The organism is Citrobacter sp. TBCS-15, from assembly GCF_005280815.1.
In the GTDB taxonomy this organism is placed as follows: domain Bacteria; phylum Pseudomonadota; class Gammaproteobacteria; order Enterobacterales; family Enterobacteriaceae; genus Citrobacter; species Citrobacter werkmanii.
The window spans coordinates 434519-456607 of sequence record NZ_SZWK01000251.1 but is presented as its reverse complement, the minus strand read 5'-3'; the positions used below and the strand labels follow the sequence as shown (position 1 = coordinate 456607).

General features: G+C 51.3%; 21 protein-coding genes. 16 read left to right on the top strand and 5 right to left on the bottom strand.

Features of this window, described 5'->3' with window-relative positions:
• Positions 1 to 2 precede the first annotated feature (2 nt).
• From rbsA to kup, 3 genes are all read right to left on the bottom strand, one after another.
• Positions 3 to 1508, bottom strand: coding sequence for a ribose ABC transporter ATP-binding protein RbsA (gene rbsA, locus FDW96_RS15015; RefSeq protein ID WP_079226197.1), 1506 nt, complete (start codon positions 1506 to 1508; stop codon positions 3 to 5).
• A 7-nt stretch (positions 1509 to 1515) separates the two neighbouring features.
• The gene (gene rbsD / locus FDW96_RS15010) at positions 1516 to 1935 is read right to left on the bottom strand and encodes a D-ribose pyranase (RefSeq protein WP_038635798.1); all 420 of its coding nucleotides are present in this window, start codon (positions 1933 to 1935) and stop codon (positions 1516 to 1518) included.
• Positions 1936 to 2126: 191 nt separating this feature from the next.
• On the bottom strand, positions 2127 to 3995 hold the full coding sequence (kup, locus tag FDW96_RS15005) for a low affinity potassium transporter Kup (protein ID WP_042311390.1): 1869 nt from the start codon (positions 3993 to 3995) through the stop codon (positions 2127 to 2129).
• 329 nt (positions 3996 to 4324) lie between these two features.
• Here kup and ravA point away from each other — a divergent pair, with 329 nt between their 5' ends.
• A complete protein-coding gene (ravA, locus tag FDW96_RS15000; RefSeq protein ID WP_137365897.1) occupies positions 4325 to 5821 on the top strand; it encodes an ATPase RavA in 1497 nt (498 codons plus the stop codon).
• Positions 5815 to 7266 (top strand): ATPase RavA stimulator ViaA, encoded by a 1452-nt coding sequence (gene viaA / locus FDW96_RS14995; protein ID WP_061380854.1) that lies wholly within the window; start codon positions 5815 to 5817, stop codon positions 7264 to 7266. The genes ravA and viaA overlap by 7 nt, the downstream gene beginning before the upstream one ends.
• Positions 7267 to 7269: 3 nt before the next feature.
• Here the strand turns inward: viaA and asnA are convergent, their stop codons facing one another.
• Positions 7270 to 8262, bottom strand: coding sequence for an aspartate--ammonia ligase (gene asnA, locus FDW96_RS14990; RefSeq protein ID WP_137365896.1), 993 nt, complete (start codon positions 8260 to 8262; stop codon positions 7270 to 7272).
• A 151-nt stretch (positions 8263 to 8413) separates the two neighbouring features.
• On the opposite strand from asnA, the gene asnC reads away from it, so the two are divergent.
• From asnC to FDW96_RS14925, 13 genes are all read left to right on the top strand, one after another.
• On the top strand, positions 8414 to 8872 hold the full coding sequence (asnC, locus tag FDW96_RS14985; protein ID WP_003023780.1) for a transcriptional regulator AsnC: 459 nt from the start codon (positions 8414 to 8416) through the stop codon (positions 8870 to 8872).
• Positions 8873 to 8960: 88 nt separating this feature from the next.
• Positions 8961 to 9410, top strand: a complete 450-nt coding sequence (mioC, locus tag FDW96_RS14980) for an FMN-binding protein MioC (protein WP_042311398.1) — start codon at positions 8961 to 8963, stop codon at positions 9408 to 9410.
• 372 nt (positions 9411 to 9782) lie between these two features.
• A complete protein-coding gene (mnmG, locus tag FDW96_RS14975) occupies positions 9783 to 11672 on the top strand; it encodes a tRNA uridine-5-carboxymethylaminomethyl(34) synthesis enzyme MnmG (RefSeq protein ID WP_137365895.1) in 1890 nt (629 codons plus the stop codon).
• Positions 11673 to 11774: 102 nt separating this feature from the next.
• Complete coding sequence (rsmG, locus tag FDW96_RS14970; RefSeq protein ID WP_137361475.1) at positions 11775 to 12398, top strand: 16S rRNA (guanine(527)-N(7))-methyltransferase RsmG; 624 nt, start codon at positions 11775 to 11777, stop codon at positions 12396 to 12398.
• Positions 12399 to 13012: 614 nt separating this feature from the next.
• The gene (atpI, locus tag FDW96_RS14965) at positions 13013 to 13393 is read left to right on the top strand and encodes a F0F1 ATP synthase subunit I (protein ID WP_137365894.1); all 381 of its coding nucleotides are present in this window, start codon (positions 13013 to 13015) and stop codon (positions 13391 to 13393) included.
• 7 nt (positions 13394 to 13400) lie between these two features.
• Positions 13401 to 14216, top strand: coding sequence for a F0F1 ATP synthase subunit A (gene atpB, locus FDW96_RS14960; protein WP_042311404.1), 816 nt, complete (start codon positions 13401 to 13403; stop codon positions 14214 to 14216).
• A gap of 46 nt (positions 14217 to 14262) precedes the next feature.
• The gene (atpE, locus tag FDW96_RS14955) at positions 14263 to 14502 is read left to right on the top strand and encodes a F0F1 ATP synthase subunit C (protein WP_003023794.1); all 240 of its coding nucleotides are present in this window, start codon (positions 14263 to 14265) and stop codon (positions 14500 to 14502) included.
• A gap of 59 nt (positions 14503 to 14561) precedes the next feature.
• On the top strand, positions 14562 to 15032 hold the full coding sequence (gene atpF / locus FDW96_RS14950; RefSeq protein WP_003023796.1) for a F0F1 ATP synthase subunit B: 471 nt from the start codon (positions 14562 to 14564) through the stop codon (positions 15030 to 15032).
• A 14-nt stretch (positions 15033 to 15046) separates the two neighbouring features.
• On the top strand, positions 15047 to 15580 hold the full coding sequence (gene atpH, locus FDW96_RS14945; RefSeq protein WP_006687767.1) for a F0F1 ATP synthase subunit delta: 534 nt from the start codon (positions 15047 to 15049) through the stop codon (positions 15578 to 15580).
• Positions 15581 to 15592: 12 nt separating this feature from the next.
• Positions 15593 to 17134, top strand: coding sequence for a F0F1 ATP synthase subunit alpha (gene atpA / locus FDW96_RS14940; protein WP_003023802.1), 1542 nt, complete (start codon positions 15593 to 15595; stop codon positions 17132 to 17134).
• Positions 17135 to 17184: 50 nt separating this feature from the next.
• Complete coding sequence (atpG, locus tag FDW96_RS14935; RefSeq protein WP_006687765.1) at positions 17185 to 18048, top strand: F0F1 ATP synthase subunit gamma; 864 nt, start codon at positions 17185 to 17187, stop codon at positions 18046 to 18048.
• 26 nt (positions 18049 to 18074) lie between these two features.
• Entirely contained in the window at positions 18075 to 19457 is a 1383-nt protein-coding gene (atpD, locus tag FDW96_RS14930; protein WP_006687764.1) for a F0F1 ATP synthase subunit beta, read from the top strand.
• A 20-nt stretch (positions 19458 to 19477) separates the two neighbouring features.
• A complete protein-coding gene (locus tag FDW96_RS14925) occupies positions 19478 to 19897 on the top strand; it encodes a F0F1 ATP synthase subunit epsilon (protein ID WP_003023809.1) in 420 nt (139 codons plus the stop codon).
• Between the two features lie 169 nt (positions 19898 to 20066).
• Here FDW96_RS14925 and FDW96_RS25085 read toward each other — a convergent pair whose 3' ends face one another.
• Positions 20067 to 20210: a hypothetical protein gene (locus FDW96_RS25085; protein ID WP_170972948.1), complete on the bottom strand. Its 144-nt coding sequence runs from the start codon at positions 20208 to 20210 to the stop codon at positions 20067 to 20069.
• A 342-nt stretch (positions 20211 to 20552) separates the two neighbouring features.
• Here FDW96_RS25085 and glmU point away from each other — a divergent pair, with 342 nt between their 5' ends.
• Positions 20553 to 21923: a bifunctional UDP-N-acetylglucosamine diphosphorylase/glucosamine-1-phosphate N-acetyltransferase GlmU gene (gene glmU / locus FDW96_RS14920; RefSeq protein ID WP_038635769.1), complete on the top strand. Its 1371-nt coding sequence runs from the start codon at positions 20553 to 20555 to the stop codon at positions 21921 to 21923.
• Positions 21924 to 22089 lie beyond the last annotated feature (166 nt).

The window sequence follows — 22089 nt, the reverse complement described above, 5'->3', positions numbered from 1 at the left end:
TTTTACTCCTGATTCACGCGATTAAGCTTGCCCACAGCGGCAGCCATTAATACTTCCTGAGTGGCCTGCTCGCGAGAGAATTCACCGCCGAGATGCCCTTCATGCATAACGATAATACGATCGCTCATGCCCAATACTTCTGGCATCTCAGAGGAGACCAGAATGATGCTCAGCCCATCGGCCTTAAACTGGTTGATAAGCTGATAAATTTCTTTCTTAGCCCCAACGTCGACGCCTCGCGTTGGCTCATCGAGGATCAGGACTTTTGGTCGGGTCATCAGACCGCGCGCAATGGCCACTTTCTGCTGATTACCGCCTGAGAGCAGGCCGATAGCCTGTTCCATCGATGGCGTTTTAACATTGAACAGACGAATAAAATCACCTACCGCCTGCTGCTCATCTTTATGCTTCAGGCTTCCACCGGCGCGGCTGAAATAGCGCAGCGCGGTCAGTGACATGTTCTCTTTCACCGACATGCCCAGCACTAAGCCATCACGTTTACGGTCTTCAGAAATATAGACGATGCCGTTTGCAAGGCCATCTTGTGGCGAACGGGTGACAACTTCATGCCCATCAAGCGTGACGTAGCCGCTGGTGCGCGGCAATGCGCCATACAACACTTTCATCAGTTCGGTACGTCCGGCGCCCATCAGCCCCGATACGCCAAGGATCTCGCCTTTACGCAGCGTGAACGAAACATCATTTACCCCAGGGCCGCACAGATTATCGACCTTCAGACGGATATCACCCGGCGCTTTTTCCAGACGCGGGTACTGATCTTCCAGCTTACGTCCCACCATCATTTCAATCAGCGAGTCTTCAGTCAGCGTTGCGACTTCACGCTCGGCAATAAACTGCCCGTCACGGAAGACGGTCACGTCATCACAGATTTCGAAGATCTCTTTCATACGGTGGGAGATATAGACAATGCCGCGCCCCTGCGATTTCAGCTCGCGGATAACTCGGAACAGAGATTCGGTTTCGGTATCGGTGAGCGCATCCGTCGGCTCATCCATAATGATGACCTTCGATTCAAAGCTCAGCACTTTAGCAATTTCGACCATTTGCTGATCGCCAATCGACAGCTCACCGACCAGCCTGTCGCTTTTAAAGCGTAGATTGAGTTTGGCGAGCAACAGATCGGCTTCGGCATACATCTTCTTCCAGTCAATTTTGCCAAAGCGATTCACAAACTCACGGCCAAGAAAAATGTTCTCAGCGATAGTGAGTTGCGGGATCAGGTTCAGTTCCTGGTGGATGATACCGATTCCGGCTTCCTGAGAGGATTTTGGGCCGTTAAAGGTGGTCTCTTTCCCCAGCCACAATAAAGAGCCAGCATCACGGGTGTAGATCCCGGTCAGCACTTTCATCATGGTGGATTTGCCCGCGCCGTTTTCGCCCACCAGCGCCATTACGCGGCCTGGATAGACATTCAGCGCAGCGCCGGATAGCGCTTTTACGCCCGGGAACGCTTTATCGATCCCTTTGAGTTGCAGTAATGCGTTCATGATGGCCTCAGAACGTGACGCCAGCACAGAGAATAATATTCGCATACGGAGAACACTCTCCGCTGCGAATTACCGCCTGACTGTCTGCGGTTTGTTTTTTGAATTGTTCATGCGTGGTGTAACGAATTTCTATGGTATTTCCCTGGTGTTGTTGCAGTTGCTCAATGTGGCTGAGCAACGTTTCGTGGAGTTGCGGATTATGTTGTTTAATTTCCGTCGCGAGAATGGCCGCCTCGACCTGCATTTCACGTGTAACCACATCCAGTACCTGCATAAAAGAAGGTACGCCCTGGGTTAATGCCATATCAATACGCGTTGTGCTGTTCGGGATGGGTAAACCTGCATCACACACCACCAGCGTATCGGTATGCCCCAGACGGGAGATCACCGTTGAAATTTCAGAGTTGAGTACCGTGCCTTTCTTCATTTTCTTTCCCCACTAGCGAAACGTTTCGCTGACGATAAGTGTAGTGCGAAGAGTGGACAGAAAACCACCGCGACGTTACGAAAATGTGATCGCCATCGAAACGTTTCGCAAGGATTATCATTCGATGAAATGAAAACTGGGAGGGACAAAACAAAACGCCCCTTTCGTGATGAAAGAGGGCGTCGATTACCTTAAATCTCTACCTGAGTACCAAGCTCAATAACCCGGTTCGGTGGGATTTCAAATTGGTCTGGCGCACGTAGCGCATTGCGCTGGAGCAGCAGATATAGCTTGCCGCGCAGACGCAGATACCATGGTCGTTTGCCGACAATCAGCGACTCGTGCGACATAAAGAAAGAGGTTTCCATCATTCGACAGCTTAAGCCTTCCAGACCGCAGCGATGGAACACTTCCTCAACGTTCGGCGTTTCACGCCAGCCGTAGCTGGCCACCACGCGCCAGAAGGTGGGCGATAACTGCTCAATCTGCACCCTACGCACGTTGTGCACGTATGGCGCATCTTCCGTACGCAGCGTCAGCAGAATTACGCGTTCATGCAGCACCTTGTTATGCTTGAGGTTATGCAGAAGCGCAAACGGAATGACGTTCAGCGCACGCGACATATATACCGCCGTTCCCGGCACGCGTACCGGTGGGGATTTCTCCAGAGAGGCAATCATCGCCTCCAGAGAGTTGCCGTGCTCATGCATGCGACGCAGCAGACGGAAACGTTCGCTTTTCCACGTGGTCATGATGGTGAACATCACCAGACCCAGCGTCAGCGGCAGCCAACCGCCGGAAATCAGTTTATCGAGGTTCGCGGAGAACAGCGGAACATCGACGCATAAGAACGCCACCAGGATCAGGAAAACGAAGTATTTATTCCAGTGCCAGTTTTTGCGCGCCACGGTGGTAGACAGAATAGACGTCAGTACCATCGTCCCCGTAACCGCAATCCCGTACGCCGCAGCCAGATTACTGGAGTGTTCAAAACTCACAATCACGATAACCACCGCAAAATAGAGCATCCAGTTAACGAAAGGAATGTAAATCTGACCCGACTCCATTTCCGAAGTATGAATGATCCGCATCGGCGACAAATACCCCAGACGCACGGCCTGGCGCGTCAGCGAGAAGACACCGGAAATAACCGCCTGCGAAGCGATAACCGTTGCCAGTGCGGCAAGGATCAGGAGCGGTATCAATGCCCAGTCCGGCGCCAGCAGGAAGAACGGGTTTTTGATCGCTTCAGGATGCTTTAACAGCAGCGCCCCTTGACCAAAATAGTTCAGCACCAGCGAAGGCAATACCACGGAGAACCATGCCAGGCGAATCGGCAACTTACCGAAGTGGCCCATATCCGCATACAGCGCTTCAACACCGGTAATCGACAGCACCACCGCGCCCAGCGCAATAAAGGACAACGTTTTGAATTCCAGGAAAAAATGCACCGCCCAGTACGGATTTAGCGCCTGCAGTACCTCCGGATTACCAATAATACTGCGTACGCCTAATACCGCGAGCGTCAGGAACCACAGCAGCATAATCGGCGCAAACAGTTTACCAACCATGCCGGTACCGTGTTTTTGAATCATAAACAGCAGGGTCAGTACGATAATCGAGAGCGGAACAATCCAGGTATCCAGTTGCGGAGCAACGATCTCCAGACCTTCAATCGCCGACATCACTGAAATGGCTGGCGTAATCACCACTTCACCATAGAAGAAGCTGCCGCCAATCAACCCCATGATAACCAGCATCGAGGTTGTTCGTGCCGAGGTATTGCGCCCGGCCAATGACATCAACGTCAGGATCCCACCTTCCCCGGCGTTATCCGCACGCATGACAAACGTCAGATATTTAATGGAGACAACAAAGATAAGCAGCCAGAAAATCAGCGAGAGAAAACCAAACACAGCATCACGTTCAACGCCAAAACCAAACTGGCCAGACAAACATTCACGAAGCGTATAAAGTGGGCTGGTACCAATATCACCGTAGACAACCCCAATGGCCGCAAGGGTAATCGCAGACAATGATTGTTTATTATCAGTGCTCATAGACTCGTCTTTCGTTTATACACATCATCACTCAAGCCACTCCGTGTGGGCTGCATTCGTTATTCCCCCCATCCCAGAAGAAAACTCCATTGCCGCCTTGGTGCAGTATGATTGATATGGTGTATATATAAGAAATGTGTGCGTCGTCCCTTGGCCCACAAAAAGGCGCACAGTATGCACGATTAATCATAAAATCGTACCCCTAAATGAGACCAGATTAATCTGGCTCAAAGAAAAATAAGCGCACCTTCAGTCTATTACTGCACTGGTGCGAAGCATCTATACTCGCAGTTTACGCAGTACATTTGGCGAAAGGACGCCACTTCATTATGGCTCACCCACATTTATTAGCGGAAAGAATTTCCCGTCTGAGCAATGCGCTGGAAAAGGGACTTTATGAACGTAGCCACGCCATTCGCCTTTGCCTGCTGGCTGCTCTAAGCGGCGAGAGCGTATTCTTATTAGGTCCTCCAGGGATCGCAAAAAGCTTAATCGCCCGTCGACTGAAGTTCGCCTTTCAAAACGCCCGCGCTTTCGAATATCTGATGACGCGCTTCTCTACGCCGGAAGAGGTGTTTGGCCCACTGTCTATCCAGGCGCTGAAAGACGAAGGTCGCTATGAACGCTTAACGGCGGGCTACTTACCCGAAGCTGAAATTGTCTTTCTCGATGAAATCTGGAAAGCAGGCCCGGCCATTCTCAACACTCTGCTGACCGCCATTAACGAACGGCATTTTCGTAACGGCGCGCACGAAGAGAAAATCCCGATGCGTCTGCTGGTGGCCGCCTCCAACGAACTGCCTGAAGCAGACAGCAGTCTGGAAGCCCTGTACGACCGTATGCTCATCCGCCTGTGGCTGGATAAAGTTCAGGACAAGGCCAACTTCCGCTCCATGTTGTTAAGCCAGCAGGATGAAAGTGACAACCCGGTCCCGGCGTCGTTACAGGTGACGGATGAAGAGTATTACCAGTGGCAAAAGGACATTGGCGCCATCAAACTGCCCGATCGCGTCTTTGAGCTTATTTTCACGCTGCGCCAGCAGTTAGACGCGTTACCGAATGCCCCTTATGTCTCCGATCGCCGCTGGAAAAAAGCTATCCGCTTACTCCAGGCCAGCGCCTTCTTCAGCGGACGTGATGCGGTCGTGCCTATCGACCTGATCCTGTTGAAAGATTGCCTATGGTACGACGCGCAAAGCCTGAATCTGATGCAACAGCAGCTCGATATTTTGATGACCGGACACGCCTGGCAGCAGCAAGCCATGCTGACGCGTCTGGCCAGCATTGTGCAGCGCCGCATCCAGCTCCAGCAGCAGCAAAGCGACAAAACGGCATTCACGGTGATCCGTCAGGGTGGCATGTTCAGCCGTCGTCCTCATTATGATTTACCCCCGGAAGCCACATCTTCAGTCGTAACATTACTGCTGCAAAAGCCTTTAAAGCTGCATGATATGGAAGTTATCCATATTGCTTTTGAACGTAGTGCGCTGGAAATGTGGCTGACCAAAGGCGGTGAGATCCGCGGAAAATTAAACGGGATCGGCTTCGCCCAAACGCTGAACATGGAAGTCGATAGCGCACAGCATCTGGTTGTGCGCGACGTCAGTTTGCAAGGCTCTCGTCTGGCGCTGCCCGGCGCATCGCAAGAGAGTATGCCTGATGAGATAAAACAGCAGCTTGAAGCACTTGATAACGAGTGGCACCAGCAGCACAGCACATTCAGCGACCAGCAAAAATGTCTGTTTATTCATAGCGACTGGTTAGCCCGCATTGAGGCCAGCCTGCAGGATGTCGGGGCACAAATCCGCCAGGCGCAACAATGCTAACCCTTGATACGCTTAATATCATGCTGGCAGTCAGCGAAGAGGCGATGATCGAAGAGATGATCGTCGCCCTGCTGGCTTCTCCAAAGATGGTGGTGTTTTTTAAAAAGTTTCCTCGCCTTAAAAAAGCGATTACTGACGATATCCCCCGTTGGCGCGAGTCACTGCGCAGTCGCCTCAAAGATACCCATGTACCGCCGGAGTTGACGGAAGAGGTCATTTGTTACCAACAAAGCCAGCTCCTCTCACATGCGCAGTTTATAGTCCAGCTCCCGCAAATATTGGCGCTATTACACCGCCTCCATTCGCCGTGGGCCGGGCAAGCTCAGCAACTGGTTGATGACAACAGTACCTTTACGCCCGCCCTGCATACGCTTTTTCTCCAGCGCTGGCGCCTGAGTCTGGTAGTGCAAACCACAACGCTGAATCAGCAACTGCTGGAAGATGAGCGTGAACATTTACTTAGTGAAGTCCAGGAGCGGATGACTCTCAGCGGGCAACTGGAACCCGTTCTGGCAGAAAACGACAACGCCGCAGGCCGGTTATGGGATATGAGCGCAGGTCAAATCAAGCGCGGCGATTATCAACTGATGGTGAAATATGGCGAATTCCTGACGCAACAACCCGAACTCCAGCGTCTGGCTGAACAGTTAGGCCGTTCCAGAGAAGCGAAATCAGTGCCGCGTAAAGATGCGCCCATGGAGACCTTCCGTACCCTTGTGCGGGAACCCGCCACCGTCCCGGAACAGGTGGATGGCATCCAGCAAAGCGATGACATCCTGCGCCTGTTGCCGCCGGAACTGGCCACACTGGGTATTACTGAACTGGAATACGAATTCTACCGACGGCTGGTGGAAAAGCAGCTGTTGACCTATCGTCTGCACGGCGAGGCATGGCGCGAGAAAGTAACGGAACGTCCGGTGGTGCATCAGGATTTTGATGAGCAGCCGCGCGGACCTTTTATTGTTTGCGTAGATACGTCTGGATCAATGGGCGGGTTTAATGAGCAGTGTGCGAAAGCCTTTTGCCTGGCGCTAATGCGCGTCGCCCTGGCCGATAACCGGCGCTGTTTCATTATGCTGTTTTCAACAGAAGTGGTCCGCTATGAGCTGTCTGGCCCGGAAGGTATTGAACAAGCGATCCGTTTTTTAAGCCAGCGTTTTCGCGGCGGTACCGATATTGCCAGCTGCTTTCGCGCCATTATTGAGCGCATGCAGGGCCGGGAATGGTTTGATGCCGATGCGGTGGTGATCTCTGATTTTATCGCTCAGCGATTGCCCGATGAGGTCGTCAATAAAGTGGGGGAATTACAGCGATTGCACCAGCATCGTTTTCATGCGGTGGCGATGTCAGCACACGGCAAACCCGGCATCATGCGCATTTTCGATCATATCTGGCGCTTTGATACCGGGATGCGAAGCCGCCTGCTCAGACGCTGGCGGCGTTAATTCTTACAACAGGGAAGAAACGCTTTCACGTACCTGTGCCGGCCATACACCACACTGAACCTGACCGATATGTGGTAATTGCAGCAACAGCATGGTCAGACGCGACTGCCCAATCCCGCCGCCAATTGTCTGTGGCATTTCACCGCGCAGCAGCGCCTGGTGCCATTCCAGACTCAGGCGATCTTCATCACCGGTCAAAGAAAGCTGGTGTTTCAGGGTGTCGGCATCTACACGGATCCCCATAGAAGACAGTTCAAACGCATCTTCCAGAACCGGGTTCCACACCAGAACATCACCGTTCAGCCCGGCATGACCCAGCTCGGAGGACGAACTCCAGTCGTCATAATCCGGTGCGCGTACATCATGACGGTGACCGTCACTGAGCTTGCCGCCGATCCCTACCAGGAATACTGCGCCCAGTTCTTTTGCGATCGCACGTTCACGACCTTTCGCGTCAAGATCCGGATAACGAGATAACAGCTCCTGGCTATGAACAAAGTGGATCTGCTCTGGCAGGAACGGTGCCAGACCAAACTCTTTGCTAACCGCAGCCTCGGTGGCCTTAATTCCCGCCCAGATAGCCTCTACCGTGCTTTTCAGAGTGGAGAATTGACGCTCGCCGTCGCCCATCACGCGCTCCCAGTCCCACTGGTCAACATACACTGAGTGCAGTGGGGAGAGGCGATCTTCATCGGGACGCAGGGCCTTCATATGCGTGTACAGCCCTTCGCCTGCGCTAAAGTCGTGTTGTCCTAACGTTTGACGCTTCCACTTCGCCAGTGAATGAACCACTTCGAATTGAGCGTCTGGCAATGCTTTAACCTTCACCTGCACCGCTTTTTCACAGCCAGACAAGTTATCCTGCGTGCCATCTCCTACGCGGCTGAGGATCGGAGCCTGAACTTCGATCAGACCTAAACGCTCTTCCAGCTGGCGAGAAAAATGAGATTTTACGAAGCTAATTTGACGTTGTTTGGCAATGTAAGCGGTTTTCATTATGTGTACTCCTGTGTCCTGTTGCCTATGATTAAGCAACAGAATGGAGGTAATATTCAATAATCAACAAACAAAAAGCCAACTTCGATTTTGATTCGTTAAAATTAGCGTCTAAAATAGAAGGAATCATTAATCTACATAAGAAAAACCTATGGAAAATTATCAGATCGACAATCTGGACCGCGGCATTCTTGATGCCCTGATGGAAAATGCCCGCACCGCCTACGCCGAATTGGCCAAACAGTTTGGCGTTAGTCCGGGGACAATTCACGTTCGCGTAGAGAAGATGAAGCAGGCCGGGATCATCACCGGTGCGCGTATTGATGTCAGTCCCAAACAGTTGGGTTATGACGTCGGCTGCTTTATCGGCATCATCCTGAAAAGCGCGAAGGACTATCCGTCAGCGCTGGCCAGGCTGGAAAGTCTTGATGAAGTGACCGAAGCGTATTACACCACCGGACACTACAGCATCTTTATTAAGGTGATGTGCAAGTCGATCGACGCGCTGCAACAGGTACTTATCAACAAGATCCAAACAATTGATGAAATTCAGTCCACTGAAACCCTGATCGTCCTGCAGAACCCGATCATGCGTACCATCAAGCCGTGATCGTTTTTTTTAATCCCACATTTTTCCACAGGTAGATCCCAGCTCGCTCACAGCGTACAATGCGCCTTCTTTATAAAGGTGGGCGAGCATGGCAGACATCACTCTTATCAGCGGCAGCACGCTTGGCAGTGCGGAATATGTAGCAGAACATCTGGCAGAAAAGCTGGACGACGCCGGTTTTTCCAGCGAAATACTGCACGGCCCAATGCTGGATGAGGTTCCGGCTGAAGGGATCTGGCTGGTGATCAGCTCCACACACGGTGCCGGAGACATTCCTGACAACCTGCAACCTTTATATGAAGCATTACGCGAGCAAAAACCGGACCTGTCACAAGTACACTTTGGCGCAATCGGCATCGGCAGTCGTGAATATGACACCTTTTGCGGCGCAATCGACAAGCTGGAAGCAGAACTGAAAGCCTGTGGGGCAAAACAGATCGGCGAAACGCTGAAGATCAACGTGCTGGAACATGAAATTCCGGAAGATCCGGCTGAAATTTGGTTGGGATCTTGGTATCCATTGCTCAGAGATTTGTAAAGATCGCACTTTTTTATGTGGATAACTCTGGTTAAAAGCTTGGATCAACCGGTAGTTATCCAAAGAATAACGGCTGTTCAGTTTTTGAGTTGTGTATAACCCTTCATTCTGATCCCAGCTTATACGGACCAGGATCACCGATCATTCACAGCTAATGATCCTCAGCAACCTGTTGATCTTATTCAAAGGATCGCTCTTATCCACAGAGAGTGGCGATCCTAATAAGAGATCACAATAAAACAGATCTCTAAATAAAAAGATCTTCTTTTTAATACCCAGGATCCCAGGTCTTTCTCGATCGACTAAAGTTGAGTAGAATCCACGGCCCGGGCTTCAATCCATTTTCACACCGCGTTATGCGAGGCAATTACCATGTTTTATCAGGATCCTTTTGACGTCATCATCATTGGCGGGGGTCATGCAGGCACCGAGGCCGCAATGGCCGCGGCGCGAATGGGACAACAAACCCTGCTTTTGACACACAATATCGATACTCTGGGGCAGATGAGCTGCAACCCGGCGATTGGCGGTATTGGGAAGGGACACCTGGTAAAAGAAGTGGATGCGCTTGGTGGATTGATGGCAAAAGCGATCGATCATGCCGGCATTCAGTTTAGGATACTAAACGCAAGCAAAGGGCCAGCCGTTCGCGCTACCCGAGCTCAGGCCGATCGTGTGCTCTATCGTCAGGCGGTACGCACCGCGCTGGAGAATCAACCCAACCTGATGATCTTCCAGCAGGCGGTTGAAGATCTGATTGTTGAAAACGATCGTGTTGTGGGTGTCGTAACCCAAATGGGACTGAAGTTCCGTGCTAAAGCGGTCGTATTAACCGTGGGGACTTTCCTCGACGGCAAAATTCATATTGGTCTGGACAACTACAGCGGCGGCCGTGCTGGCGATCCGCCGTCTATTCCGCTGTCACGCCGTCTGCGTGAACTGCCGCTGCGCGTCAGCCGCCTGAAAACCGGTACGCCGCCGCGTATTGATGCACGCACGATTGATTTCAGCGTTCTGGGTCAGCAAAACAGCGATAACCCGATGCCGGTCTTCTCATTCCTGGGCGACGCTTCTCAGCATCCGCGCCAGATGCCGTGTTACATCACGCATACCAATGAGAAAACCCACGACGTGATCCGCAATAACCTCGATCGTAGCCCAATGTACGCTGGTGTGATCGAAGGCATCGGCCCGCGCTACTGTCCGTCGATCGAAGACAAAGTAATGCGCTTTGCCGATCGCAACCAGCATCAGATCTTCCTCGAACCGGAAGGGCTAACTTCTAACGAAATTTACCCGAACGGTATATCCACCAGCCTGCCGTTCGATGTGCAGATGCAAATTGTTCGTTCAATGGAGGGGATGGAAAACGCGAAAATCGTCCGTCCTGGCTATGCGATTGAGTACGATTTCTTCGATCCGCGCGACCTGAAACCGACGCTGGAAAGCAAATTCATCCACGGTCTGTTCTTTGCAGGCCAGATCAACGGTACAACCGGTTACGAAGAAGCCGCCGCGCAAGGCATGCTGGCAGGTCTCAATGCCGCACGCTTGTCTGCTGAGAAAGACGGCTGGGCGCCGCGTCGCGATCAGGCTTACCTTGGCGTGCTGGTTGACGATCTCTGCACGCTGGGAACCAAAGAACCGTACCGCATGTTTACCTCACGCGCTGAATATCGCTTGATGCTGCGTGAAGATAACGCCGACCTGCGTCTGACCGAAATTGGCCGTGAACTCGGTCTGGTGGACGATGAGCGTTGGGCTCGCTTCAACGAGAAGCTGGAGCGCATCGAACAGGAACGCCAGCGTCTCAAATCAACCTGGGTAAACCCATTAGCGGAATCTGCAGCAGAAGTGAACGCTCACCTGGCAACACCTTTATCTCGTGAGGCCAGCGGTGAGGATCTGTTGCGTCGCCCGGATATGACCTATGCTCAGTTGACCTCTTTATCTGCATTCGCACCGGCGCTTGACGATGCTCAGGCCGCAGAACAGGTTGAGATTCAGGTGAAATACGAAGGGTATATCGCTCGTCAGCAGGAAGAAATCGAAAGACAACAGCGTAATGAGAATACCCTGTTGCCTGCAACGCTGGATTATCGCCAGGTCTCGGGCTTGTCGAATGAAGTCATCGCCAAACTGAACGATCACAAACCGGTATCGATCGGCCAGGCATCGCGCATTTCTGGCGTAACGCCTGCCGCCATTTCCATTCTGCTGGTATGGCTGAAAAAACAAGGCATGCTGCGTCGCAGCGCTTGATAACACTAATTTGGCGGGGGCGCTTCGCTTACCCGCCCTACAAATTTGTAGGCCCGATAAGCGAAAGCGCATCGGGCATTTGATTATTAACAGGTAATGACCGTGCTCAACAAACTCTCTCGTCTTCTGGCTGATGCCGGTATTTCTCTTACCGATCACCAGAAAAATCAGCTGATTGCGTATGTCGATATGCTGCATAAATGGAATAAAGCATACAACCTGACGTCGGTGCGGGATCCCAACGAAATGTTGGTGCGCCATATTCTGGACAGCATTGTTGTTGCGCCTTATCTGAAGGGCGAGCGCTTTATTGATGTTGGCACGGGACCGGGTCTGCCGGGAATTCCACTCTCTATCGTGCGGCCTGAAGCGCATTTCACACTGTTGGATAGCCTGGGAAAACGGGTCCGTTTCTTACGTCAGGTGCAGCATGAGCTTGGCCTTACTAACATCACGCCTGTGCAAAGTCGGGTTGAAGAATTTCCTTCAGAGCCGCCATTTGATGGGGTGATTAGCCGTGCTTTCGCGTCCCTCAATGATATGGTGAGCTGGTGTCATCACTTGCCTGGCCAGAACGGACGCTTTTATGCACTCAAAGGGCAGTTGCCTGAAGATGAAATAGCCTCGTTGCCTGTAGAATTTTGCGTCGAGTCAGTTGAAAAATTGCGCGTTCCGCAACTGGATGGCGAACGTCATTTGGTGGTTATTAAGCCAAACAAAATTTAATTTTTATCAAAAAAAATAGAGAAAAAACGTCTATTCAGGTGTTAAAAGTTATAGAGGGTAGTGTGGCGAAATGCTGTCACATTTCACCTCTACCTTACGGTTTTGCATCATAACTATAACGTACCGTTTTTTGTTAAAAGCGAAACAAGTCAACTGTGAAAATATCAGTCTGCTAAAAATAGAACCTAAGAACCACCGTTTGTGTTAATTTTTTATTATAAATGTCAATCAGTGGTTCTTTTGTTGTTAGGCGTTGTTTTTGAAATAGTGTCGCTTTTTACGCTTAAATATCAAAAAGATGAAATGGCACCATTTGCCACGTAAATAAATTATGCGAAGGGGAATATGTTCAATATGTGATCTGGTGCACGCTTTAACGCCAGTGTTTTCGCGGCATTTGCAGTTTTGCATGATCGTTCACAGTTTGCCAAAAAGTAATAAATGTGGCGCAGCGAAAAATATTTAAACATTTATTCACTTTTTAGCTACTTATTGTTTGAAATCACGAAGGCGCACCGTATAATTTGACCGCTTTTTGATGCTTGACTCTAAGCCATAAAGAACGTTTTATACGACACGCGGCATACCTCGAAGGGAGCAGGAGTAAACACGTGATGTCTATGTCGCTCTTGAGTCGAAACGTTGCTCGTAAGCTTTTGCTCACACAGTTTCTGGCGGTAATAGCAAGTGGATTGCTGTTTAGCCTCAAAGACCCCTTCTGGGGCATCTCCGCACTGTGCGGGGGATTGGCAGTGTTACTGCCCAACGTGTTGTTTATGATATTCGCCTGGCGTCACCAGGTGCATACACCAGCGAAAGGTCGGGTAGCCTGGACGTTCGCTTTCGGCGAAGCCTTCAAGGTGTTAGCGATGCTGGTGTTGCTGGTGGTGGCGTTGGCTGTTTTGAAAGCGGTATTCGTGCCGCTGATCGTTACGTGGGTTTTGGTGCTGGTGGTTCAGATACTGGCGCCGGCTGTAATTAACAACAAAGGGTAAAGGCATCATGGCTTCAGAAAATATGACGCCGCAGGATTACATAGGACACCATCTGAATAACCTTCAGTTGGACCTACGTACATTCTCGCTGGTGGATCCGCACAACCCCCCAGCCACCTTCTGGACGCTCAATATTGACTCCATTTTCTTCTCGGTGGTTCTGGGTCTGTTGTTCCTGTTAATGTTCCGTAGTGTTGCCAAAAAGGCGACCAGTGGCGTACCAGGTAAATTTCAGACTGCGATTGAGCTGATAATCGGCTTTGTGCATGGTAGCGTGAAAGACATGTACCATGGCAAAAGCAAGCTGATTGCTCCGCTGGCCCTGACGATTTTCGTCTGGGTATTCCTGATGAACTTTATGGATTTGCTGCCTATCGACCTGCTGCCGTACATCGGTGAGCATATCTTTGGCCTGCCGGCTCTGCGTGTGGTTCCGTCCGCTGACGTGAACATCACCCTGTCGATGGCGCTGGGCGTATTTATCCTTATTCTGTTCTACAGCATCAAAATGAAAGGCATCGGTGGCTTCGCGAAAGAGTTGACGCTGCAGCCGTTCAATCACTGGGCGTTCATCCCTATCAACTTAATCCTTGAAGGGGTAAGCCTGCTGTCCAAACCAATCTCTCTTGGTCTGCGACTGTTCGGTAACATGTACGCTGGTGAGCTGATTTTCATTCTGATTGCTGGTCTGTTGCCGTGGTGGTCACAGTGGATTCTGAATGTGCCGTGGGCCATTTTCCACATACTGATTATCACGCTGCAAGCCTTCATATTTATGGTTCTGACGATTGTCTATCTGTCGATGGCATCTGAAGAGCATTAATTTACCAACACTACTACGTTTTAACTGAAACAAACTGGAGACTGTCATGGAAAACCTGAATATGGATCTGCTGTACATTGCTGCCGCTGTGATGATGGGTCTGGCGGCAATCGGTGCTGCGATCGGTATCGGCATCCTCGGGGGTAAATTCCTGGAAGGCGCAGCGCGTCAACCGGATCTGATTCCTCTGCTGCGTACTCAGTTCTTTATCGTTATGGGTCTGGTGGATGCAATCCCAATGATCGCTGTAGGTCTGGGTCTGTACGTGATGTTTGCTGTCGCGTAGTAAGCGTTGCTTGAATTAAGAGCAATATCAGAACGTTAACTAGATAGAGGCATTGTGCTGTGAATCTTAACGCAACAATCCTCGGCCAGGCCATCGCGTTTGTCCTGTTCGTTCTGTTCTGCATGAAGTATGTATGGCCGCCGTTAATGGCTGCCATCGAAAAACGTCAAAAAGAAATTGCTGACGGCCTTGCTTCTGCAGAACGAGCACATAAGGATCTTGACCTTGCAAAGGCCAGCGCGACCGACCAGCTGAAAAAAGCGAAGGCGGAAGCTCAGGTAATCATCGAGCAGGCGAACAAACGCCGTGCTCAGATCCTGGACGAAGCTAAAACTGAAGCAGAGCAGGAACGTACTAAAATCGTGGCACAGGCGCAGGCGGAAATTGAAGCCGAGCGTAAACGTGCTCGCGAAGAGCTGCGTAAGCAAGTTGCTATCCTGGCTGTTGCTGGCGCCGAGAAGATCATCGAACGTTCCGTGGATGAAGCTGCTAATAGCGACATCGTGGACAAACTTGTCGCTGAACTGTAAGGAGGGAGGGGCTGATGTCTGAATTTATTACGGTAGCTCGCCCCTACGCCAAAGCAGCTTTTGACTTTGCCGTTGAGCACCAAAGCGTTGACCGTTGGCAGGATATGCTGACTTTCGCCGCTGAGGTGACGAAAAACGAACAAATGGCAGAGCTTCTCTCTGGCGCGTTGGCGCCAGAAACGCTCGCTGAGTCGTTTATCGCCGTGTGCGGCGAGCAGCTGGACGAAAGCGGCCAAAACCTGATTAGGGTAATGGCTGAAAATAACCGTCTGAATGCGCTCCCGGATGTTCTTGAGCAGTTTATTCATCTGCGTGCAGCCAGTGAGGCTATCTCTGAGGTAGAAGTCACTTCTGCCAATGCACTGAGTGATGAACAGCTTACGAAGATTAGTGCAGCGATGGAAAAACGTCTGTCACGCAAAGTTAAGCTGAATTGCAAAATCGATAAGTCTGTAATGGCAGGCGTAATCATCCGAGCGGGTGATATGGTCATTGATGGCAGCGTACGCGGCCGTCTTGAGCGCCTTGCAGACGTCTTGCAGTCTTAAGGGGACTGGAGCATGCAACTGAATTCCACCGAAATCAGCGAACTGATCAAGCAGCGCATTGCTCAGTTCAATGTTGTGAGCGAAGCTCACAACGAAGGTACTATTGTTTCTGTAAGTGACGGTGTTATCCGCATTCACGGCCTGGCCGATTGTATGCAGGGTGAGATGATTTCCCTGCCGGGTAACCGTTACGCTATCGCACTGAACCTGGAGCGCGACTCTGTAGGTGCTGTTGTGATGGGTCCATACGCTGACCTCGCCGAAGGCATGAAGGTTAAGTGTACGGGTCGTATTCTGGAAGTTCCGGTTGGCCGTGGCCTGCTGGGTCGTGTGGTGAACACTCTGGGTTCCCCGATCGACGGTAAAGGTCCGGTTGATAACGATGGCTTCTCGCCAATCGAAGTTATCGCACCGGGCGTAATCGAACGTCAGTCCGTCGACCAGCCAGTGCAGACCGGTTATAAATCTGTTGATGCCATGATCCCAATCGGTCGTGGCCAGCGTGAGCTGATCATCGGTGACCGTCAGACAGGTAAAACCGCGATGGCAATCGATGCCATCATCAACCAGCGTGATTCCGGCATCAAATGTGTGTACGTGGCTATCGGCCAGAAAGCGTCCACCATTTCTAACGTGGTTCGTAAACTGGAAGAACACGGCGCACTGTCCAACACCATCGTTGTTGTGGCGACCGCGTCTGAATCTGCTGCACTGCAATACCTGGCGCCATATGCTGGTTGCGCAATGGGCGAATACTTCCGTGACCGCGGTGAAGATGCACTGATCGTTTACGATGACCTGTCTAAACAGGCTGTTGCTTATCGTCAGGTTTCCCTGCTGCTCCGTCGTCCGCCAGGACGTGAAGCATTCCCGGGCGACGTATTTTACCTCCACTCCCGTCTGCTGGAACGCGCATCCCGCGTAAACGCGGAATACGTTGAGAAGTTCACCAACGGTGAAGTTAAAGGTAAAACCGGCTCCCTGACCGCTCTGCCGATTATCGAAACCCAGGCGGGTGACGTTTCTGCGTTCGTTCCGACCAACGTAATTTCTATTACCGATGGTCAGATCTTCCTGGAAACCAACCTGTTCAACTCCGGTATTCGTCCGGCAGTTAACCCGGGTATCTCCGTATCTCGTGTAGGTGGCGCAGCGCAGACCAAGATCATCAAGAAACTGTCCGGTGGTATTCGTACCGCGCTGGCGCAGTATCGTGAACTGGCAGCGTTTTCTCAGTTCGCTTCCGACCTGGATGAAGCTACGCGTAAGCAGCTGAGCCACGGTCAGAAAGTAACTGAACTGCTGAAGCAGAAACAGTATGCGCCAATGTCTGTTGCACAGCAGGGTGTGGTGCTGTTTGCAGCTGAACGCGGTTACCTCGAAGATGTGGAACTGGCGAAAATCGGTAGCTTCGAAGCCGCTCTGCTGGCTTACGTCGACCGTGACCACGCTCCGCTGATGCAAGAGATCAACCAGTCCGGTGGCTATAACGATGAAATCGAAGGCAAGCTGAAAGCTATCCTCGATTCCTTCAAGGCAACCCAGTCCTGGTAACGTCTGGCGGTCTGTCCTAGGGCGGACCGCAAGGCATTGAGGAGAAGCTCATGGCCGGCGCAAAAGAGATACGTAGTAAGATCGCAAGCGTCCAGAACACGCAGAAGATCACTAAAGCGATGGAGATGGTCGCCGCTTCCAAAATGCGTAAATCGCAGGATCGCATGGCGGCCAGCCGTCCTTATGCAGAGACCATGCGCAAAGTGATTGGTCACCTTGCGAACGGTAATCTGGAATATAAGCACCCTTACCTGGAAGAACGCGACGTTAAGCGCGTGGGCTACCTGGTGGTGTCGACCGACCGTGGTCTGTGCGGCGGCTTGAACATTAACCTGTTCAAAAAGCTGCTGGCGGATATGAAAACATGGTCCGATAAAGGCGTTCAGTGCGATATCGCAATGATCGGCTCTAAGGGCGTGTCTTTCTTTAATTCCGTTGGTGGTAACGTGATTGCTCAGGTAACCGGTATGGGGGATAACCCTTCCCTGTCCGAACTGATCGGTCCGGTTAAAGTGATGCTGCAGGCCTACGACGAAGGTCGTCTGGACAAACTGTACGTTGTCAGCAACAAATTTATTAACACCATGTCTCAGACGCCAACAATCACTCAACTGCTGCCTCTGCCGGCATCAGATGATGATGAATTGAAGCGTAAATCCTGGGATTACCTGTATGAGCCAGACCCGAAAGCGCTGCTGGATACCTTGCTGCGTCGTTATGTCGAGTCTCAGGTTTATCAGGGCGTGGTAGAAAACCTGGCCAGCGAGCAGGCCGCACGTATGGTGGCGATGAAAGCCGCGACCGACAATGGCGGCAGCCTGATTAAAGAGCTGCAGTTGGTATACAACAAAGCTCGTCAGGCCAGCATTACTCAGGAACTCACCGAGATCGTCGGTGGTGCATCCGCGGTATAACCAGGTTAATTCGTAGAGGATTCAAGATGGCTACTGGAAAAATTGTCCAGGTAATCGGCGCCGTGGTTGACGTCGAATTCCCTCAGGATGCCGTACCGCGCGTGTACGATGCTCTTGAGGTTATGAATGGTAAAGAGAGCCTGGTGCTGGAAGTTCAGCAGCAGCTCGGCGGCGGTATCGTACGTACCATCGCCATGGGTTCTTCCGACGGTCTGCGTCGTGGTCTGGAAGTTAAAGACCTTGAGCACCCAATCGAAGTCCCGGTAGGTAAAGCAACCCTGGGTCGTATCATGAACGTCCTGGGTCACCCGATCGACATGAAAGGCGATATCGGTGAAGAAGAGCGTTGGGCTATCCACCGCGCAGCACCTACCTATGAAGAACTGTCCAGTTCTCAGGAACTGCTGGAAACCGGCATCAAAGTTATCGACCTGATGTGTCCGTTCGCGAAGGGCGGTAAAGTTGGTCTGTTCGGTGGTGCGGGTGTAGGTAAAACCGTAAACATGATGGAGCTGATCCGTAACATCGCGATCGAACACTCCGGTTACTCCGTGTTTGCGGGCGTTGGTGAACGTACTCGTGAGGGTAACGACTTCTACCACGAAATGACCGACTCCAACGTTCTGGACAAAGTATCCCTGGTATATGGCCAGATGAACGAGCCGCCGGGAAACCGTCTGCGCGTTGCGCTGACCGGTCTGACCATGGCTGAGAAGTTCCGTGACGAAGGTCGTGACGTTCTGCTGTTCGTTGATAACATCTACCGTTACACCCTGGCCGGTACTGAAGTATCTGCACTGCTGGGTCGTATGCCATCAGCGGTAGGCTACCAGCCAACCCTGGCGGAAGAGATGGGTGTTCTGCAGGAACGTATCACCTCTACCAAAACCGGTTCTATCACTTCCGTTCAGGCGGTATACGTACCTGCGGATGACTTGACTGACCCATCGCCAGCAACCACCTTTGCGCACTTAGATGCAACCGTGGTACTGAGCCGTCAGATCGCATCCCTGGGTATCTACCCGGCCGTTGACCCGCTGGATTCCACCAGCCGTCAGCTGGATCCGCTGGTTGTTGGTCAGGAACACTACGACACCGCGCGTGGCGTACAGTCCCTGCTGCAGCGTTATCAGGAACTGAAAGACATCATCGCCATCCTGGGTATGGATGAACTGTCTGAAGAAGATAAACTGGTGGTAGCACGTGCGCGTAAGATCCAGCGCTTCCTGTCCCAGCCGTTCTTCGTTGCGGAAGTATTCACCGGTTCTCCAGGTAAATACGTTTCCCTGAAAGACACCATCCGTGGCTTTAAAGGCATCATGGAAGGCGAATACGACCACCTGCCAGAGCAGGCGTTCTACATGGTTGGTTCCATCGAAGAAGCTGTGGAAAAAGCCAAAAAACTTTAACGCCTTAATCGGAGGGTGATATGGCAATGACTTACCACCTGGACGTCGTCAGCGCAGAGCAACAAATGTTCTCTGGTCTGGTCGAAAAAATCCAGGTAACGGGTAGTGAAGGTGAACTGGGTATTTTCCCGGGTCACGCTCCGCTGCTCACCGCCATTAAGCCTGGTATGATCCGCATCGTTAAACAGTTCGGTCATGAAGAGTTTATCTATCTGTCCGGCGGCATTCTCGAAGTGCAGCCTGGCAGCGTGACCGTACTGGCTGATACCGCGATTCGCGGACAGGATCTCGATGAAGCGAGAGCCCTGGAAGCGAAGCGTAAGGCTGAAGAGCATATCAAGAGCTCTCATGGTGACGTGGATTACGCTCAGGCATCTGCGGAACTGGCCAAAGCGATCGCGAAACTACGCGTTATCGAGTTGACCAAAAAAGCGATGTAACACCGGCTTGAAAAACACAAGGCCAGTCTGGTTTCCAGGCTGGCTTTTTTTATGGCTTTATTTCAGGAAAAATGAAAATAAAAAGCAGTTTTATTATTTCGTGATTTAGATCAAAAAAATATTGATTGGTTAAAAAATGAGGCGTAGACTCTTTTTTTTGTGATGTGTATCACATAATGAAATCAGATAAAAAAGAGATACCAATATGAAATTGATCAACAAAATCATCGCCCTGTTCAGCAATATGAGTTTTTAGTCTTTCCCTGCCTGCTCTGTGGCGCGATGCGTAATGCGGTTTATCAGCTAGCGCCATTTGTTAAATTCCCCCCCTGCTCTTTTCTCTCACATCGTTATTGTAGTGTTTGCCTTTTGTGCTTCCCACTGAATCGCATGCCTAAAATCATACCTTCGCTAATGTCATTCTTTATTTATGCGGCAAAAAAATAGCAAAAACATCTACCTAAGGCTTTAATAAGAGCAGACTGCTGGTTTTGGGGAGACAAAAGACGTAGATATAGACGAAAATAGACAGTTATCAGATGGGGAATTTCCCCGATTGAACGTTTTATCTTCGGTCCATTTCACGATGAAAAAAATGTAGTATTTTCAATGTGAAACGGTATAAATTCGTTCTCAAATTACAGTCAGGACGTGTATGTTGAATAATGCTATGAGCGTCGTGATCCTTGCCGCAGGCAAAGGCACGCGTATGTATTCCGATCTCCCTAAAGTGCTGCATACCCTCGCAGGAAAACCGATGGTGCAGCATGTCATTGATGCCGCTAATGAATTAGGCGCGACTCACGTACATCTGGTCTACGGACACGGTGGTGATTTGCTTAAGCAGACGCTGAAAGATGGCAACCTGAACTGGGTCCTGCAGGCCGAGCAGTTGGGTACCGGTCATGCTATGCAACAGGCGGCACCATTCTTTAGTGATGACGAAGACATTTTAATGCTCTATGGCGATGTGCCGCTGATCTCCACCGAAACACTACGTCGCCTGCGTGATGCTAAACCGCAGGGTGGAATCGGCTTGTTAACGGTAAACCTGGACGACCCATCCGGTTATGGGCGTATTACCCGTGATAACGGTAAAGTCACAGGCATTGTTGAACATAAGGATGCCACTGACGAGCAGCGTCAAATCCAGGAAATCAACACCGGCATCCTGATTGCCAACGGCGCAGACCTGAAGCGCTGGCTGTCCAAACTGACCAACAACAATGTGCAGGGTGAATACTACATCACCGATATCATTGCGATGGCGTATCAGGAAGGGCGTGAAATTGCTGCGGTACATCCGGCACGAATCAGTGAAACGGAAGGGGTGAACAACCGTCTTCAGCTCTCTCGTCTGGAGCGTGTTTATCAGTCCGAGCAGGCAGAAAAACTGCTACTGGCGGGCGTGATGCTGCGCGATCCGGCACGTTTTGATCTTCGCGGTACGCTTATTCACGGGCGCGATGTCGAAATTGATACTAACGTTATCATTGAAGGTAACGTAACTGTTGGGGATCGCGTCAAGATTGGCGCTGGCTGCATCATCAAAAACAGCGTGATTGGTGATGGTTGTGAGCTAAGTCCGTACAGCGTTGTGGAAGATGCGCATCTGGAAGCAGCATGCACCATCGGTCCTTTCGCGCGTCTGCGCCCTGGTGCAGAGCTGCAGGAAGGCGCACACGTGGGTAACTTCGTCGAAATGAAAAAAGCGCGTCTGGGTAAAGGCTCTAAAGCAGGTCACCTGACCTATCTGGGCGATGCGGAAATTGGCGATAACGTGAACATCGGCGCGGGTACGATCACCTGCAATTACGATGGCGCGAATAAATTTAAAACCATTATTGGCGATGATGTGTTTGTCGGTTCCGATACTCAGCTGGTGGCACCTGTCACCGTGGGTAAAGGCGCCACCATCGCGGCGGGGACGACCGTAACGCGCGATGTTGCCGATAACGAACTGGTATTAAGCCGTGTGCCTCAGGTTCATAAACAAGGCTGGCAGCGCCCGGTGAAGAAAAAGTAATTCAGTTTTTGCCGGATGGTGGCCTGCGTGCGGTGACGTTCTGTAGGCCTGATAAGCGTGAGCGCCATCAGGCAGACAAGAGACGAGGGGATAACATAATCCTCCGCTCAACAAGCAGTACCATAAAAATAACCCCACTCTCTACAAGGCTCGGGGCGCCCGGAAT